Annotated in this window: 14 protein-coding genes; 2 read left to right on the top strand and 12 right to left on the bottom strand. The window is 72.4% G+C overall.

Features of this window, described 5'->3' with window-relative positions; genetic code table 11:
• Positions 1 to 92: 92 nt before the first annotated feature.
• From DI272_RS44205 to DI272_RS19760, 7 genes are all read right to left on the bottom strand, one after another.
• Complete coding sequence (locus DI272_RS44205) at positions 93 to 1,658, bottom strand: TIR domain-containing protein (RefSeq protein ID WP_146238366.1); 1,566 nt, start codon at positions 1,656 to 1,658, stop codon at positions 93 to 95.
• 29 nt (positions 1,659 to 1,687) lie between these two features.
• Positions 1,688 to 2,533: an EamA family transporter gene (locus DI272_RS19735; protein ID WP_109496643.1), complete on the bottom strand. Its 846-nt coding sequence runs from the start codon at positions 2,531 to 2,533 to the stop codon at positions 1,688 to 1,690.
• Positions 2,530 to 3,048 (bottom strand): YbaK/EbsC family protein, encoded by a 519-nt coding sequence (locus tag DI272_RS19740; RefSeq protein ID WP_109496644.1) that lies wholly within the window; start codon positions 3,046 to 3,048, stop codon positions 2,530 to 2,532. Before DI272_RS19740 ends, DI272_RS19735 begins: the two co-directional genes overlap by 4 nt.
• Before the next feature lie 41 nt (positions 3,049 to 3,089).
• The gene (locus DI272_RS19745; protein WP_109500928.1) at positions 3,090 to 3,650 is read right to left on the bottom strand and encodes an isochorismatase family protein; all 561 of its coding nucleotides are present in this window, start codon (positions 3,648 to 3,650) and stop codon (positions 3,090 to 3,092) included.
• Positions 3,651 to 3,660: 10 nt separating this feature from the next.
• Positions 3,661 to 3,858 (bottom strand): hypothetical protein, encoded by a 198-nt coding sequence (locus tag DI272_RS19750; RefSeq protein ID WP_109496645.1) that lies wholly within the window; start codon positions 3,856 to 3,858, stop codon positions 3,661 to 3,663.
• A 244-nt stretch (positions 3,859 to 4,102) separates the two neighbouring features.
• A complete protein-coding gene (locus tag DI272_RS19755; protein WP_109496646.1) occupies positions 4,103 to 6,379 on the bottom strand; it encodes an MMPL family transporter in 2,277 nt (758 codons plus the stop codon).
• Positions 6,380 to 6,539: 160 nt separating this feature from the next.
• A complete protein-coding gene (locus DI272_RS19760; RefSeq protein ID WP_109496647.1) occupies positions 6,540 to 7,139 on the bottom strand; it encodes a TetR/AcrR family transcriptional regulator in 600 nt (199 codons plus the stop codon).
• 189 nt (positions 7,140 to 7,328) lie between these two features.
• On the opposite strand from DI272_RS19760, the gene DI272_RS19765 reads away from it, so the two are divergent.
• On the top strand, positions 7,329 to 10,589 hold the full coding sequence (locus DI272_RS19765; protein ID WP_109496648.1) for a S41 family peptidase: 3,261 nt from the start codon (positions 7,329 to 7,331) through the stop codon (positions 10,587 to 10,589).
• 176 nt (positions 10,590 to 10,765) lie between these two features.
• Here DI272_RS19765 and DI272_RS19770 read toward each other — a convergent pair whose 3' ends face one another.
• The 4 genes from DI272_RS19770 to DI272_RS19785 form a co-directional block, all read right to left on the bottom strand.
• Entirely contained in the window at positions 10,766 to 10,945 is a 180-nt protein-coding gene (locus DI272_RS19770; protein ID WP_109496649.1) for a hypothetical protein, read from the bottom strand.
• Positions 10,946 to 11,033: 88 nt separating this feature from the next.
• Entirely contained in the window at positions 11,034 to 11,918 is an 885-nt protein-coding gene (locus tag DI272_RS19775; RefSeq protein WP_109496650.1) for an SDR family oxidoreductase, read from the bottom strand.
• The gene (locus DI272_RS19780; protein ID WP_109496651.1) at positions 11,915 to 12,856 is read right to left on the bottom strand and encodes an alpha/beta fold hydrolase; all 942 of its coding nucleotides are present in this window, start codon (positions 12,854 to 12,856) and stop codon (positions 11,915 to 11,917) included. The genes DI272_RS19775 and DI272_RS19780 overlap by 4 nt, the downstream gene beginning before the upstream one ends.
• Positions 12,853 to 14,487 (bottom strand): NAD(P)/FAD-dependent oxidoreductase, encoded by a 1,635-nt coding sequence (locus DI272_RS19785; protein ID WP_258314609.1) that lies wholly within the window; start codon positions 14,485 to 14,487, stop codon positions 12,853 to 12,855. The genes DI272_RS19780 and DI272_RS19785 overlap by 4 nt, the downstream gene beginning before the upstream one ends.
• A gap of 162 nt (positions 14,488 to 14,649) precedes the next feature.
• Between DI272_RS19785 and DI272_RS19790 the strand changes: the two genes are divergently transcribed.
• A complete protein-coding gene (locus tag DI272_RS19790; RefSeq protein ID WP_109496652.1) occupies positions 14,650 to 15,291 on the top strand; it encodes a MerR family transcriptional regulator in 642 nt (213 codons plus the stop codon).
• A 59-nt stretch (positions 15,292 to 15,350) separates the two neighbouring features.
• On the opposite strand, the gene DI272_RS19795 is transcribed toward DI272_RS19790, so the two are convergent.
• Positions 15,351 to 16,154 (bottom strand): exodeoxyribonuclease III, encoded by an 804-nt coding sequence (locus DI272_RS19795; RefSeq protein WP_109496653.1) that lies wholly within the window; start codon positions 16,152 to 16,154, stop codon positions 15,351 to 15,353.
• Positions 16,155 to 16,208 lie beyond the last annotated feature (54 nt).

Consider the following 16,208-nt stretch of genomic DNA (forward strand, 5'->3'; position numbering starts at 1 on the left):
ACCTCCGGAAGAACTCCTTCCAGAGTGCTACCGGAGGGGCGGCCGCGACCAGTCGTCCGGACCGGTATCGGCAACGGCAACGGCAAGACGCCCTACTCGGGTTCCGCGTACTCCTCCGGCCGGCGCGCGGGCGCCGTCGGCTTGGTGCGTGCGGGACGGCTCATCGCGGCCACCCGCACGGCCAGCGCCTCCCGGAACACGACGACCTGCCGCACCAGCTCCCGCCGCTGCCGGCGCTGATACCGGTAGGCGATCTCCAGCGTGCCGAGCGCGAGCAGCACGCCGACGACGACCACCACCGCCAGCGTCACATACCGCCGGACCGTCCCCTCCCCCGCGTCGGCGAAGGCGCGCCCCGACGCGGCGGCCAGCGCGGTGATCAGCGCCAGCCACACCACGTAGGCCGCGAACTGCCAGGGATGGTCCTGCCGCAGCCAGGCCGTTCGCGTCCGCCGCGCCTCGGCCGCCACCCGGTCCACGGCCGCGGCGATGTCGCCGAGCTCCCAGTCCGCCTTCTCCCGCTGCTCGCGCGAGAGGGGGGCGGTCATCCGGTCGAGGCGCAGGTGGAGCCGGGCGACCGCGCGGCGCAGCACGGCACGGTGCACGCGGTCGGGCAGCCGGTGCGGCCAGCGGGCCCACAGGTCGTCGTCGCGCCGGCGGAGGCGGAGGTCGGCGACGGCCGCGCGGGCGACGGCGACGCTCAGGACCAGCAGCAGGACCAGGGCCTGCACCATGCCGAGGTCGCCGCGGAGCGCGCCGTAGACCCCGACCAGCACGAGCCCGAGCCCGATCGGCCAGGTCCGGCGGATGTACGTCCGGTGCCGGACCGCGTGCAGCTCCCGCTCCAGGTCGTCGACGGACCGCCGTCCGACCCGCACGGCGGCGACCGCGACCAGCGGCGCGCACAGCAGCAGGCAGCACATCAGGGCGGCGGTCAGGGTGTACGGCAGCACGTCGGTGCCGACCCAGTCGTCGTCCTGGGGCAGCAGGGGGACACCGACGAGGACCGCGGCGGCCACCACGGCGGTCAGCGCCCCGAGCCATCGCCCGCCCAACCGCGCCCCGCGCTCCTCGGGAGCCTCGACGGGCTGCCAGTCCGGGCGGACGCGGTCTTCCAGCGCGGCGATCACGACGGCGAGGTCGGCGCTCCAGTGCGCCTCGCGCAGCCGGGGCGCGTTGAGGCCGGCGAGCGCCCGGAGGGAGCCGGGCAGCTCCGCCGCGGTGGGCATCCGGGCGCCGTCGAGCAGCACCGGCAGGACGAACTTCCCACCCGCCAGCGCCCATTCGATCTCACGCCGAACCCAGTCCTCCGGATCGTCCAGCCGCCGGGCCCCCGAGGAATCCGGGTCACCCAGCCACCGGCCCCCGGAGGAATCCAGGCCCTCCATCCGCCGGCCCCCCGGAGAATCCAGCTCCGCCGACCCCCGCCCCCCGGAAGGGTGTCGTACGTCGGCCCACCCAGGGTGGATGACGGCGATCAGGGCGTCGCAGTCGCCGACCCGTTCCGCCAGCGCGTCCGCGAACCGCTGGCCCGGCAGCAGGGACGGACGGTCCAGGAACACCTGGCCCCGGCCGAAGTGCCGCGCGAGCTCCTCGTCGAGGTCGTCGACGACGCCCGAGTGCTCGCCCCTGCGGTAGTTGATGAAGACGCCGCCCATGGGGCTCAGACTAGCCAGTGAGCGGTCCGTCACCCGGCGTGCAACATGAGCCCGATCCCGGCCACCAGCAAGCCGGCCGCCACGATCCGCGGCGCCCCGAACCGCTCCTTGAAGAACACCGCGCCGATGGCGGCACCGACGATGATCGACGACTCCCGCAGGGCGGCGATCGGCGCCAGTTCGGCCTTGGTCTGCGCCCACAGCACGAGCCCGTACGCGGCGACGGACAGCGCGGCCCCGAGCAGCCCGACCGCCGCGAACGGCCGGAGCGTGGCGACCAGTTGCCCGCGCCAGCGGTAGAGGGCGTACGCGGGTACGAACACGCCCTCCAGGGCCATCAGCCAGGCGATGTACCCGAGGGACGACCCGGAGGCCCGCACCCCGAGCCCGTCGACGACGGTGTACGCGGCGATGGACAGCCCGGTCGCCAGCGCGGCTCCGATCGCCGCCCAGTTGGGCCGATGGCCCCGCAGCCCCCACAGCGCGACGCCGGTGAGTCCCGCGCAGGACACCGCGATCCCGGCGGCGGCCCATCCGTCGGGCACCTCGTGCGCGAAGAGCGCGGCGAGCACCGTGACGACCAGGGGCGCGCTGCCGCGGGCGATCGGGTACGCCTGCCCGAAGTCCCCCAGCCGGAAGGACCTCATCAGCAGCACGTAGTACACGACGTGGATCAGGGCGGAGGCGAGGAGGTACGGCCACGCCCCCGCCGCCGGTATCGCCACGAACGGCACCATGGCCAGCCCGATCAGCATCCCGCCGCCGGCGATCAGCGTGAATCCGACCAGCTTGTCGGTGATCTTGTGCGCGATCGCGTTCCAGCCGGCGTGCGTGACCGCGGCGAGCAGCACGGCCGCGGTGACGGCCGGCGTCACGAGGAGCGCTCGCGCACGTCCACGAGAGTGGCACCGGCCTGCGCGACGAGCTCCTCGGGCGCGATGGGGAACACGGCGTGCGGATTCCCGGCGGCGGCCCACACGACGTCGTGGTCGAGCAGCGAACGGTCCGCGAGCACCCGGGTCTTGGTGCGGTGCCCGAAGGGCGGTACCCCTCCGATGGCGTACCCGGTGGTCTCCCGTACGACGTCCGCCTTGGCCCGCGTCACCTTCTCGACGCCGAGCTCCTTGCTGACCAGCTCGACGTCGACCCGGGAGGCCCCGTCCATGAGCACCAGCACCGGCACGCCGTCCGCCGCGAAGATCAGCGACTTGCAGATCTGGCTGAGCTCGCAGCCGATGGCCGCGGCGGCCTCGGCGGCGGTGCGGGTGGCGTCCGGGAAGCGGCGGACGCGCGCGTGCAGCTCGTCCAGCCCCTTCTCCCGCAGGGCTTCGGCGAACAGGGGGTGGGCTCCGGAGTCGGCGGTGCCTGCCGGGCTGTCGGTCGTCGTCATGCACGGCACGCTAGCGGTGCGTGCAGCGCGCGGGCGACAGGTTAAGCCGGGGCCTGAAACGTCACGTCCTTCGTCTCCGTCACCGCCGCCGTGCGCCCCGGTGCCGACTGGAACCGCCAGTACAGGTTCGTGTGGGCGATGACCTGGTCCGGCGGCGGGGCGCCCCACTTGCTGTTGTCGTCCGTGGTGTGGGCGTCGGCGACGAGCGTGACGTCGTAGCCGCGGACGAACGCGCCGTGGATGGTGGAGCGGATGCAGGCGTCGGTCGACGCCCCGGTCACCACCAGGTGACCCGCCCCGGCCTCGGCGAGGACGCCCTCCAGCTCGGTCCCCTCGAAGGAGTCGCCGAAGTTCTTGTGGACGAGGGCCTCGGTGTCCCGGCGTATCAGCTCCGGCGCGTACTCCCAGGCGTCGCTGCCCTTGACCAGGTGCTCGTCGGAGTGCTGGACCCAGACCACCGGGGCACCCTCCTCGCGCGCCCGGTCGACGAGCGCGGCGATGTTGGCGACGACCGAGTCGCGCTGGTGCGCCTCGGCCACGACGCCCTTCTGGACGTCGATCACGAGCAGGGCCGTGCGGGGTCGTGCGGCAAGTGTGGTCATGCCCGCCACGTTAGCCCCGGGCACTGACAGTCGCCCCGGCCTCGGCTGCAATCCCGGCCTCGGTCGCGGCCCCGGCCCCGGCCTCGGTCGCGGCCCCGGTCGCGACCCCGGACTCGCCCGCCGCCTTCCCGCGCTGCCCGGCGGCGATGCCGTCCGCCGCCCCCAGCGACGCCAGCCGCGTCATCGCCGCGCAGATGATCCCCCTCACCCCGTCCGTCGTGACCTACAGCGCTGCGGCGGCGCCGCTGAACAGGAACCACAGCGGCAGGTCGGCGACGAACTGCCTGGCGGCGGCGACGGAAGTGGACACGGGAGTCTCCTTTGCAGGTGGAGGGACTTCCGGTGCTCCTCCAGACTCCCGTCCCGCCTGTCACGCCATGAGGGAGCGAACAGCCGAAGCCGCGGTGCAGTGGGCTGCACCGCGGCTTCGGTCCGGGTTCAGGGGCGGTACGTCAGGCCCGTACCAGCTCCCGCTCCTCGTCCGGATCGACGTCCTTCGGGGCGTCCTGGGCGCGCAGGCCCTCGCCCTCGACGTCCACGTTCGGCAGGGCGCGGTCCAGCCACTTCGGCAGCCACCAGGCCCTCTTGCCGAGCAGGGCGAGCACCGCAGGGACGATCGCCATGCGCACGATGAACGCGTCGAAGAAGACCGCGATGGCGAGGCCGAAGCCGATCATCTTGATCATGGACTCGCTGGAGGTGATGAAGCCGCCGAAGACGGCCATCATGATCACCGCGGCGGCGACCACGACCCGGGCGCTGTGCTTGAACCCGGTCACCACGGCCTGGCTCGGGGACTCGCCGTGGACGTAGGCCTCTCGCATCCGGGTCACGAGGAAGACCTCGTAGTCCATCGCGAGGCCGAAGACCACGCCGACCATGAAGATCGGCATCATCGACATGATCGGGCCGGTCTCCTCCACGCCGATCAGACCGCCCAGCCAGCCCCACTGGAAGACCGCGACGACGGCGCCGAGCGCGGCGAGCACGGAGAGCAGGAAGCCGAGGGCCGCCTTCAGCGGGACGAGGATCGAGCGGAAGACCACGATCAGCAGCAGGAAGGCCAGTCCCACCACCAGCGCCAGGTACGGGATCAGCGCGTCGGTGAGCTTCTGCGAGAAGTCGATGTTCATGGCCGTGGTGCCGGTGACCAGGACGTCGGTGTCGGTGCCGGCCCTGACGTCCGCGCCGGCGTCCCGGATGGCGTGCACCAGGTCCTCGGTCTGGGTCGAGGAGGGCTTGGAGTCGGGGATCACGGTGATGGTGAAGGTGTCCCCGGCCTTGTTGAACGTCGCGGGCGTCACCGTCACGACGTCGTCCAGGCCCTTGATCCGGTCGGTCACCTCGGTGGCCGCGGCCTGCGGGTCGGCGCTGTCCTGGGCGTCGCCGACGACCATCAGCGGACCGTTGAAGCCGGGGCCGAAGCCCTCGGAGAGCAGGTCGTAGGCGCGGCGCTGGGTGGTGGACGTCGGCTGCGAGCCGTCGTCGGGCAGGCCCAGCTCCAGCGAGGTGGCGGGCAGCGCGACCGCGCCCAGGCCGATCACGCCGACCAGCAGCACGGCGGCCGGGCGGCGGATGACGAAGCTCGCCCAGCGGGTGCCCAGGTTGGGCTTCCCGGCGGCCTCGACCGCGGACGTCGCGGCGTTCCCGGCGGCCCGGCCCGCGGACGTCGCGGCGTTCCCGGCGGCCCGGCCCGCGGACTTCTTGCGCTTCTCGCCCGCCGGGCGGATCTTGTTGCCGGCGTAGCCGAGCAGCGCCGGGATCATGGTCAGCGCGATGAGGACGGCGATCACGACCGTGCCCGCCGCGGCGAGGCCCATCTTGCTCAGCATCGGCACGCCGACCACCGACAGTCCGGCCAGCGCGATGACCACGGTGAGGCCGGCGAAGACCACTGCCGAGCCCGCGGTACCGGTGGCCCGGCCCGCCGCTTCCTCGCGGTCGCGGCCCTCGGCCAGCTCGCCGCGGTAGCGGGAGACGATGAACAGGGCGTAGTCGATGCCGACCGCGAGGCCGATCATCAGCGCGAGCGTGGAGGTGGTGTCGCCGAGGTCGAGCGTCTTGGCGAGGGCGGTGATGGTGGAGACGCCGATCCCGACGCCGATGATGGCCGTCAGCAGCGGCAGCCCGGCCGCGACCAGCGAGCCGAGGGTGATGACCAGCACGACGGCGGCGATGGCGAGACCGACGACCTCACCGACCGCGCCCGGTTCGGCGCCGGCCTGCAACGCGTCACCGCCGACCTCGACGGTCAGCCCCGAGTCCCGGGCCTGGTCCCCGGCGGCCTCCAGGGCGTCCCGGGTGGAGTCCTTCAGCTCCATGGAGGGGGCGTCGTACGACACCGAGATGTAGGCGACCGTGCCGTCCTTGCTCACGGCGTCGGTCTGGTAGGGGTCGGTGACGGAGACGACCTCGGAGCCGTCGCCCAGCGCCGTCACGGTCTTCTCGACGGTCGCCTTGTTGGCGGCGTCGGTCATCTTCTCGCCCGCGGGCGCCTTGAAGACCAGGCGTCCGGTGGCGCCGTCGGCGCTGGCCCCGGGGAAGCGCTGTTCCAGCAGGTCGAAGGCCTTCTGCGCCTCCGTGCCGGGGATCGAGAAGGACGAGGAGCCGGCGGCGGGCGCGCTGGCCGCGCCGACGCCCGCGAGCGTCAGCAGGGCGACCCATATCAGGGCGACGAAATGCCGTCGCCGGAAGGCGAGCCGGCCGAGTTTGTACAGGAAAGTGGCCACGTGGGCGTACTCCCGGTCAGGTCGTGGGGTGGTTCAGGGACAGGGGTGATCAGCCCGGCGGGGAGGCAGGGGTGACCGTCCCGACGACTTGAGCGGTGACGTCAGGTGAGGGGGCGGGGAGGAAAGAGGAAAAAGGGGGGGAGCGAAAGAGGGGCGGGGGTTAACGGATGCCGAGGGCTGGGAGGACCACGGCGTCGATGTACGAGATGAGGAAGTCCTGCGTGGGCGGCTTCTCGTCGAGCAGCGTGCGGGCGGCGAACCCGCCGAGCATCATGTGCATCATGTAGTCGATGGCCGGGTTGTCCGCACGGACCTCACCCCGGTCGATCGCCCGCTGCACCACACGACGGAACTCCGCCATCTCCGGCTCGATGAGATGTTCCTTGAACGCCCTCAGCAGATCCGGGTTGCTGTGGACCGCCATGGCCAGACCCCGCATCAGCGCGGAGTTCTGCTCCATCTCGCAGTCGTCCGAGCGCAGCGTGAGGGCGTGCAGGTCACCCTTGAGCGACCCGGTGTCGATCCCTTCGAGCGCCATACCGCCCGGCTTGTTGTGCCGTACGGCCTTCGCGACCAGCTCGGCCTTGCCGCCCCACTGGCGGTAGAGCGTCGCCTTGCTGGACCGGGTCCGGGCGGCCACGGCGTCCATGGTGAGGGCGTCGTAGCCGACTTCTCGGAGCAGGTCGAGCACGGCCCCGTACAACTCGGCCTCGCGCTCGGGCGTGATCCGACTGCGACGCGCCGTCGCGACCTCAGTCATGTTTCTCACCCTTCCCACTCCGGCTACCGGTGCCGAACGACACGGTTTCGTACGTGAGTACACGACGAATGTAGCGCACCACCGCAGCGAAACGAAACTGTTTCGTTCGTGTTGCGCGTCACGCTCCGCAGGGAGTGGGCCGATTTTTCATAAGTTGCTCCGGTCCATCCCGCGGAAAAGCATGGGGAGGTGAGCTATCTGCGCCTGCCGCATCTGAGCGGTGACCTGTTGTGCTTCGTGGCCGAGGACGACCTGTGGCTGGCCCCCCTGGACGGAGCGGACCGCGCCTGGCGGCTCACCGTCGACCGCACCAAGGTGGGCCACCCGCGCTTCTGCCCCGACGGCCGCCGCATCGCGTACACGAGCTGGCGCAGCCTCGTCCCCGAGATCCATGTGGTGGACGTGGCAGGCGGCCCCGGCCGGCAGCTCACCTACTGGGGATCGCCGGACACCCAGGTGTGCGGCTGGACCCCCGCCGAGGGCGAGCGCGACGCCCAGATCCTCGCCGTCGCCTCCCACGGCGAGCCCTTCTCCTACTTCACATGGGCCTACAAGGTCCCCACCGACGGCAACCCCGGCCGCAAGCTCCCCTGGGGCCCGGTCTCCGACCTCCAGGTCGCCGACCTCGACGGCGAGCGCAGGACGCTGCTGCTCACCGGCACCCCACCGCACGAACCGGCCGCCTGGAAGCGCTACCGCGGCGGCGCCACCGGCCGCCTGTGGCTGCACGGCCACCGCCTCCTGGAGGACCTCGACGGCCATCTGCACTCGCCCATGTTCGTCGGCGGCCGGATCGCCTTCCTCTCCGACCACGAGGGCGTCGGCAACCTCTACTCGTGTGCGTACGACGGCACCGACCTGCGCCGCCACACCGACCACGACGCCTTCTACGCCCGGCACGCGGCGAGCGACGGCACCCGGGTGGTGTACCAGTGCGCGGGCGACCTGTGGATCGTCGACGACCTGTCCCCGGCCGCCACGCCCCGCAGGCTCGACGTCCGGCTGAGCGGCCCGCGCGCGGGACGTCGCCCGTACCAGGTCCCGGCCGCCCAGCACGTGGACGGCGTCTCGGTCGACGAGACGGGCCGCGCGAGTGCCGTCGTCGTCCGCGGCAGCCTGTACTGGCTGACCCACCGCGACGGCCCGGCCCGCACCATCACCGACACCCCGGGGGTACGGGTCCGGCTCCCGGAGATGCTCGGCTCCGGCGGCCAGGTCGCCTACGTCACCGACGCGGAGGGCGAGGACGCGATCGAGATCGCCTACCTGCCGCGCGCGACCGGCGACCGCGCCCCGCGGCGGCTGGCCTCCGGCGCACTGGGCCGGGTCCTGGAGCTGGTCTCCGACCCGCAGGGCGAGCGCCTGGCCATCGCCTCCCACGACGGCCGACTCCTCCTCATCGACGCGACGGAGGACTCGGGCGGCGAGGTCACCGAGCTGATCCGGTCCGTCAACGGGCCGGTCCGCGACCTCGCCTTCTCCCCGGACGGCGCCTGGCTGACGTGGTCGCACCCGGGCATCGGCCGCTCGCTGCGCCAGATCAAGATGGCCCGCATCGCCCCGAAGGGGGGCGCGGACCGGCTGATGATCGTCGACGTCACCAACGGCCGCTTCGAGGACGAGAACCCGGTCTTCACCAGGGACGGCCGCTACCTCGCCTTCCTCTCCTGGCGGGGCTTCGACCCGGTGTACGACGTCCACACCGGCGACCTCTCCTTCCCGCTGGGCTGCCGCCCCTACCTGGTCCCGCTGTCCTCCGCGACCCCCTCCCCCTTCGCCCTGAACCCGGAAGGGCGCCCGGCGGCCGGCGGCCTGGACCCGGCGGAGGACGAGCCCGGCGACGGCAGCACGGTCACGGTCGAGGTGGAGGGGCTGGAGAGCCGGGTGACCCCGTTCCCGGTCAGCGCCTCCAAGTACTCCGCGCTGCACCCGGTGGCGGGCGGCGGACTCGTCTGGCTGCGCTGGCCGATCTCGGGCGCCCTGGGCGAGACCTTCGCCAACCCGGACGACACCAGCGGCCGCCCCACCCTGGAGTACTTCAACATCACCAAGGCGAAGAAGTCCGAACTCGTCGACGACCTCGACTGGTTCGCGGTCAGCGGCGACGGCACGCGGCTGGTGGTCGTCGACGAGGGCGACCTGCGCGCGGTGCCCGCCACCGAGTCCGGCGACAGCGACTCCACCGTCTGGATCGACGCCCGCCGCATCCTGCACGAGGCCGACCCGGGCGCCGAGTGGCGGCAGTCGTACGAGGAGGCGGGCCGGATCATCCGCGCCTACTTCTGGGACCCCGGGATGTGCGGCATCGACTGGGACGCGGTCCTCGACCAGTACCGCCCGCTGGTCGAACGGGTCGCCACCCCGGACGAGTTCGCCGACCTGCTCCGCGAGGTCCTCGGCGAACTCGGCACCTCCCACGCCTACGTCACCGCCGCCCGCCGCAACGAGGGCCCGCCCCACTACCAGCGCCGGCAGGGCCTGCTGGGCGCCAACTTCGTGCGCAGGGACGACGGCTGGATGGTCAAGCGCATCCTCCCCGGAGACTCCTCCGACTCCAAGGCCCGCTCCCCGCTGGCCGGCACCGGCATCCGCGAGGGCGCGGTCCTCACCCACGTCGACGGCCGCCCGGTGGACCCGGTCACGGGCCCCTTCCCGCTGCTCGCCGGGGCGGGCGGTACGACGGTGGAGCTGACGTTCACCCCGGCGGAGGGCGAGGGCCGCTCCCGCCGGGTGGCCGTGGTCCCGCTCCTCGACGAACGCCCCCTGCGCTACCAGGACTGGGTGGCCAAACGCCGGGAGGTGGTACGGGAGTTGAGCGGCGGACGCTGCGGCTATCTGCACATCCCCGACATGGGCGGCTCGGGCTGGGCCCAGTTCAACAGGGACCTGCGCATGGAGGTCTCCCGGCCCGCCCTGATCGTGGACGTGCGCGGCAACGCCGGCGGCCACATCAGCGAACTGGTGGTGGAGAAGCTGACCCGCACGATCCTCGGCTGGGACCTGACGAGGAACGCCCAGCCGGTGTCGTACGCCTCCAACGCCCCGCGCGGCCCGGTGGTCGCCCTCGCGGACGAGGCGACCTCCTCCGACGGCGACATGATCACGGCCGCCTTCAAGCTGCTCAAGCTCGGCCCGGTGGTCGGCCAGCGCACCTGGGGCGGCGTCGTCGGCATGACCGGACGGCACCAACTGGGCGACGGCACGGTGATCACGGTGCCGATGAACGCGGCGTGGTTCGACGCGTACGGCTGGAGCGTGGAGAACCGGGGCGTGACCCCGGACCTGGAGGTCCTGCGCACCCCGCTGGACTGGGCGGAGGGACGGCACGCGCAGCTGGACGACGCGGTGCGGCTGGCGGTGGACCTGTTGACGACGACGCCCCCGGCAGCCCCGCCGGACCACAGCGACGTACCGGACAGGTCGAGACCGAAACTGCCGCCGAGGTCCTGAGCCACGGGGCCCGCAACGCCGCAGGCTGGGCACGGGAAACTGCGCGCCCAGCCGCCACCGGCCGTCACCCGGCAGTACCCCCGACGGCGCAACGCACCTCAGAACAGCAACGCGAACATGGGGCGCCCTCAACCTCAGGGCACCCCATGTTCAACGGCCGAAGCCGAGCGCAGCGACTACGCGTCGTAGTCCTGGTCGAGACGGTCGTGCTCCTCCTGCTGGAGGCGCTCCATCTCCTCGTCCCGCTGCTGACCACGCTGCTGGCCGCGCTGCTGGGCCTGCTCCCTGGCCTGCTGGGCCTTCTGCTTGGCCTGCTCCTGCCACTGCTCGGACTTGTCCTGGTCCTTCATACCCATGTGGGTTCACTCCCGTAGTGGGTGGGGGAAGAGCCCCGAGCCGGGGCCTCGACCAGATTCACACGACCGGACACAGTGCGCATTTCGATCAGTTACGGCGCGTAGCGCGCGCCTCCTCATCAGCCGCCCCACCTGCGCCGACGAGTCCGACCCGCATGCCCTCCAACCGGTCCCCGAACCGCCGCACCTCCCGCTGCCCGACCGTCCCGATGAGGCCCGGCAGCCAGCCGCGTACGCCCTGCATGCCGCGCAGCCACCACTGTCCGTAGACGTGGCTGGAGCGCCGCTCGATGCCGGCCACGATCCGGTCGACCGCCGGACCCAGCGGATACGTCTTGTTGGACGGCCACGGCAGCCGCTGCCGCAACTCCCGCATGACGTCGTCCTGATCGGCCCCGCGCACCATGTCCGTGTCGGTCCACGACAGATACCCGACCCCGACCCGCACGCCCTTGTACCCGACCTCGGCCCGCAGGCTGTGCGCGTACGCCTCCACGCCCGACTTGGACGCGCAGTACGCGGTCATCATCGGCGCCGGGGTGATGGCCGCCAGCGAGGCGATCTGCAGCAGGTACCCCCGGCTCTCCGTCAGCACCGGCAGGAAGGCGCGCGCGGTCACGGCCGACCCGATGAGGTTGACCTCGATGACCCGCCGCCACGCCTCCGGGTCGGACTCCACGAAGGGTCCGCCGGTGGCCACACCGGCGTTGGCGACGACGATGTCGACCTTCCCGAACCGCTCCTTGACCTCCGCCGCGACCCGCGCCATCGCCTCGTGGTCCGTGACGTCGGCGTGCCAGTGGCCGCTGTCACTGTGCAGCCGCTCGGAGACCTGCTTGAGGGCGTCGGGCTCCAGGCCGACCAGCGCCACCTTCACCCCGCGCGCCGACAGCTTCCGCGCCAGCAGCTCCCCGACACCGCGCGCGGCGCCCGTGACGACGGCGACCTGTCCTTCGAGTCCCACCCGGCTCATGCGCCCTCCTCCACCTTCTCCGCGGTCTTCTCCTCGACCGTCACATACGTCGTCACCAGTTCCCGGATGCGCCCGCTGACCAGCTCCGGCGCCTCGACCGGCGTCATGTGCCCGAGCCCCGGCAGCTCGGTGGTGCCCACGCAGTCCGGCAGCGCGGCGGCCAGCGTCCGCGCGTGCACCGGTGGCGTCAGCCGGTCGGCGGTCCCGACGACGACGGCCGTCGGCACCCGCAACTCCCTTACACCGTGGTCGAGATCGAGCAGGTCGAGCACCTGCGACCAGGCGTGCCGTACCTTGCGCGGGCAGGCGTGCACGATCCGCGCGCACGCCTCCACCATGTGCGGGGCCGAACCCGGCCCCATCGTCGCGTACCTGAGAATCCGCCGGGCGAGCGGAGTGACCGGCCCGAGCGGCGCCCGTGACCCGAGCACCTGCTTCGTCAGCCAGGTCCGCAGCCGCCCGGGGCGCAGGGGCAGGACGGTGGACTCGGCGACCAGCTGCGACGCCCCCGTGCTGCACAGCAGGACGGCGACCGCGTGCTCCCGGAAGCCGGGCCGCGCCGCGGCGGCCATCACCGTCATCCCGCCCATGGAGTGCCCGGCGATCACGGCCTTCTCCCCCGGTGCGAGGGTCGCCGCCAGCACGGCTTCCAGGTCGTCGGCGAGCGCGTCCGCACTGCACGCCGGGCTCGCCGGACTGCGTCCGTGGCCGCGCTGGTCGTAGGCGACGACCCGGTGGTCGACGGCGAGGTCCCGGATCTGCGCCGCCCAGAAGGCGGTCGAGCAGGTCCAGCCATGGGCGAGGACGACGGCGGGGGCACCCTCGGGGCCGTGGACCTCGACGTGGAGACGGGCCCCGTCGGCGGAGACGGCGGTCAGTTCACGGGCGGGGGCGGGCGGGGCGTAGGGCCCGGACACGACGGACATCAGCCGGCTCACGCGGACACCTCGTCCTTCTCGTCTTCCTTGCGCTTCCCGGCCTTCGCGGCCTGCGCGGCCTGCGCGGCCTGTTCCGCCGCCCCGGCCTGCGCCGCGGCCCGCTCCTCGGCCGCCTTCGGGGCGCGGATCACCTCGTACTCCGTGATGTCCACGCGCCGCGTCGCCCGCCGGAACTCGCTCGTCGTCCCGGGCCAGATGGTGGTGTTGCGGCCGTTCGCGTCGAGGTACCAGCTGGTGCAGCCGCCGGTGTTCCACACCGTGCGCTTCATCCGCTCCTGCACCCGCCGGTTCCAGGCGCCCACGGCGCTCGGCCGGGCGTCGAGGGCGGCGCGTCCGCCGAGGACGTCCAACTGCCGTACGAAGTCGGCCATGTAGTTGAGCTGGGACTCGATCATCAGGATCATCGAGGAGTTCCCGAGCCCGGTGTTGGGGCCGATGATGGTCATCCAGTTCGGGAACCCGGTGGCGGAGGCGCCGCGCAGGGCCTCCATGCCGCCCTTCCACACCTCGGCGAGGGTCCTGCCCTCCGCGCCCACGACCCGCTCGGCGATGGGCATGTCGGTGACGTGGAAGCCGGTGCCGAAGACGATGGCGTCCACCTCGGTCTCGGTGCCGTCGGCGGCGACGAGGGTGGAGCCGCGCACGGCCTGCAGACCGCTGGCGACGACATCCACGTTGGGCCGGGCGAGCGCCGGGTAGTACTCGCTGCTCAGCAGGATGCGCTTGCAGCCGATGCGGTAGTCGGGGGTGAGCTTGGCGCGCAGGGCCGGGTCCTTGATGGCGCGCCCCATGTTCCGCTTCGCCAACTGCTCGACGAACCCGAGCTGGTCGGGGTGCTTGGTGAACGCGGAGACCTGCAGCTCCCTGATGCCCCAGAGCAGTCCGCGCCGGGCCTGCCCGGTGAACGGCAGCGCCCGGTGCAGGGCGCGTTCGGCGCCGGTGATGGCGCGGTCCATGCGGGGCATGACCCAGGGCGGGGTGCGCTGGAAGAGGGTGAGCCGGTCGACCTGCGGCTGGATGGCGGGCACGATCTGGATCGCGGAGGCCCCGGTCCCGACCATGGCGACACGCTTGCCGCGCAGGTCGTAGTCGTGGTCCCAGCGGGCGGAGTGGAAGACCTTGCCCGGGAAGGAGTCGAGCCCGGGGATCTCGGGGATCTTGGGGTCGGACAGCGGCCCGGTGGCGGAGACGACGACGTCGGCGCGGAGCCGTCCGCCGCCGCTGATCTCGATGTCCCAGCAGAGCCGCTCCGCGTCCCAGGTCATCCGCAGCACTTCGGAGTCGAGGCGGATGTGCGGCCGCAGGTGGAAGACGTCGGCGACGTGCTCCAGATAGGCCCGGATGTGCTCCTGCCCGGAGAAGGTGCGCGGCCAGTCGGGGTTGGGTGCGAAGGAGAACGAATAGAGATGGGAGGGCACGTCGCAGGCGCATCCGGGGTAGCTGTTGTCCCGCCAGGTGCCGCCGACGCTGCTCGCCCGTTCCAGCACGACGAAGTCGGTGACACCCTCCCGCCGCAGCCGTACGGCGGCCCCGAGTCCGCCGAACCCGGACCCGATCACCGCCACCCGCACATGTTCGCGCCCGCCCTCGTGCTCGTGCCCGCCCTCGTGCTCGCCCTCGTGTTCGGTCATGCCGAAGCCTCCACGCCTTTCGGACTCCGCCAGTGAACACTGGCGCAATGGGAGGGTAGAGCAGCTCCGTACCGATGGGTAGGGGGTGAGGGAAGGAAAGTTACCGGCGGTACAACATAGGCTGCGGGCGTGACAGGGGCTGACGGACGACGCGAGTACCGCATGGAAGAGCTGGCCGGACTGGCCGGCATCACGGTGCGCACCCTGCGCTTCTACCGCGAGCGCAAACTGATTCCGCCGCCCCGCCGCGAGGGCCGTATCGCCTGGTACGACGACCACCACCTGGCCCGCCTGCGCACGATCGCGGCCCTCCTGGAACGCGGCCACACCCTCACCGGCATCGCGGAACTCGCCGAGGCCCTGGACCACGGCCGCGACGTGGCGGACCTGCTGGGTGTGGACCCGCCCTCGGAGGAGGAACCGGTCCACCTCACCCCGGAGGAACTCGCCGCCCGCTTCGAGGGCCAGGTCACCCCCGAGAACCTCGCCGCCGCCCTCGACCTCGGCTACCTCGGCACCGACGGCGGCGAGATCGTCCACATCAGCCGCCGCCTGCTCGACGTCTCCTCCGCCCTGGTCGCGGAGGGCATCCCCCTCGCGGAGGTCCTGGCCGCCGGCAAACGCGTCCGCGACCACGTCGACGAACTGGCGGAGATGTTCACCGACCTGGTCCTCCGCCACGCCACGGAGAACGACCTGGAACGCCTGCGCCCGCTCGCGCGGAGCGTGGTGGAGGCGGAGCTGTCGCTGGCACTGGACCGGCGGTTGCGCAAGCAGAGCGGCGGCCGGGGGCCGGAGTCCTAGGGCCTGTGTGATGTCGTGATCAGCCAGGGGGTTCGGGCCCCGGCGGGGCCCGTTCCGTTCTAGAGGTCGTAGACCACGGTCACCGGCGCATGGTCCGACCAGCGCTCGGCATGCGTGGCCGCCCGCTCCACGAACCCCTTGACCGCCTTAGCGGCCAGGCCGGGAGTCGAGACGTGGTAGTCGATGCGCCAACCCGTGTCGTTGTCGAAGGCCCGCCCCCGGTACGACCACCACGAGTACGGCCCCTCGACCTCGGGGTGCAGCGCCCGCACCACGTCGACGTACCCGCCGTCCCCCGCGTCCAGGACCCGCGTCAGCCACTCCCGCTCCTCCGGCAGGAAGCCGGAGCTCTTCTGGTTGGCGCGCCAGTTCTTCAGGTCGGCCGGCTGGTGGGCGATGTTCCAGTCGCCGCAGACGACGACCTCGCGGCCGTCGGCGGCGGCACGCTCGCGCAGGCCCTTGAGGTACGCCAGGAACTCGCCCATGAAGCGGACCTTCTCGTCCTGACGCTCGGTGCCGACCTCCCCGGAGGGGAGGTACAGGGAGGCGACCGTCACACCGGGCAGGTCGACCTCGACGTACCGCCCGCTGGTGTCGAACTCGCTCGACCCGAAGCCGACCTGAACGCGGTCGGGCTCGCGGCGGGTGTAGAGGGAGACACCGGCGCGCCCCTTGGCGGCCGCGGGCGCGTGCACGACGTGCCAGCCCTCGGGCGCGCGGACCTCCTCGGGCAGCTGCTGCGGCTCGGCGCGCACCTCCTGCAGGCAGAGCACGTCGGCGGAGGTGCCGGCGAGCCACTCCACGAAGCCCTTCTTCGCGGCGGCGCGGAGTCCGTTCACATTCGCACTGGTCACTGTGAGCACCAGGGCACCCTACCCGCACCTTGGACCGAGTCCTGTTCTGGACCACCTTGGCTT

This window comes from Streptomyces sp. Act143 (assembly GCF_003143935.1).
GTDB lineage: Bacteria > Actinomycetota > Actinomycetes > Streptomycetales > Streptomycetaceae > Streptomyces.

Excerpts from the sequence above, each read along its gene's own strand:
- DI272_RS19770 (WP_109496649.1), bottom strand. The coding sequence starts at position 10,945 with ATGGGTATGAAGGACCAGGACAAGTCCGAGCAGTGGCAGGAGCAGGCC.
- DI272_RS19760 (WP_109496647.1), bottom strand. The coding sequence starts at position 7,139 with ATGACTGAGGTCGCGACGGCGCGTCGCAGTCGGATCACGCCCGAGCGC.
- DI272_RS19785 (WP_258314609.1), bottom strand. The coding sequence starts at position 14,487 with ATGACCGAACACGAGGGCGAGCACGAGGGCGGGCACGAGCACGAGGGC.
- DI272_RS19740 (WP_109496644.1), bottom strand. The coding sequence starts at position 3,048 with ATGACGACGACCGACAGCCCGGCAGGCACCGCCGACTCCGGAGCCCAC.
- DI272_RS44205 (WP_146238366.1), bottom strand. The coding sequence starts at position 1,658 with ATGGGCGGCGTCTTCATCAACTACCGCAGGGGCGAGCACTCGGGCGTC.
- DI272_RS19775 (WP_109496650.1), bottom strand. The coding sequence starts at position 11,918 with ATGAGCCGGGTGGGACTCGAAGGACAGGTCGCCGTCGTCACGGGCGCC.
- DI272_RS19745 (WP_109500928.1), bottom strand. The coding sequence starts at position 3,650 with ATGACCACACTTGCCGCACGACCCCGCACGGCCCTGCTCGTGATCGAC.
- DI272_RS19790 (WP_109496652.1), top strand. The coding sequence starts at position 14,650 with ATGGAAGAGCTGGCCGGACTGGCCGGCATCACGGTGCGCACCCTGCGC.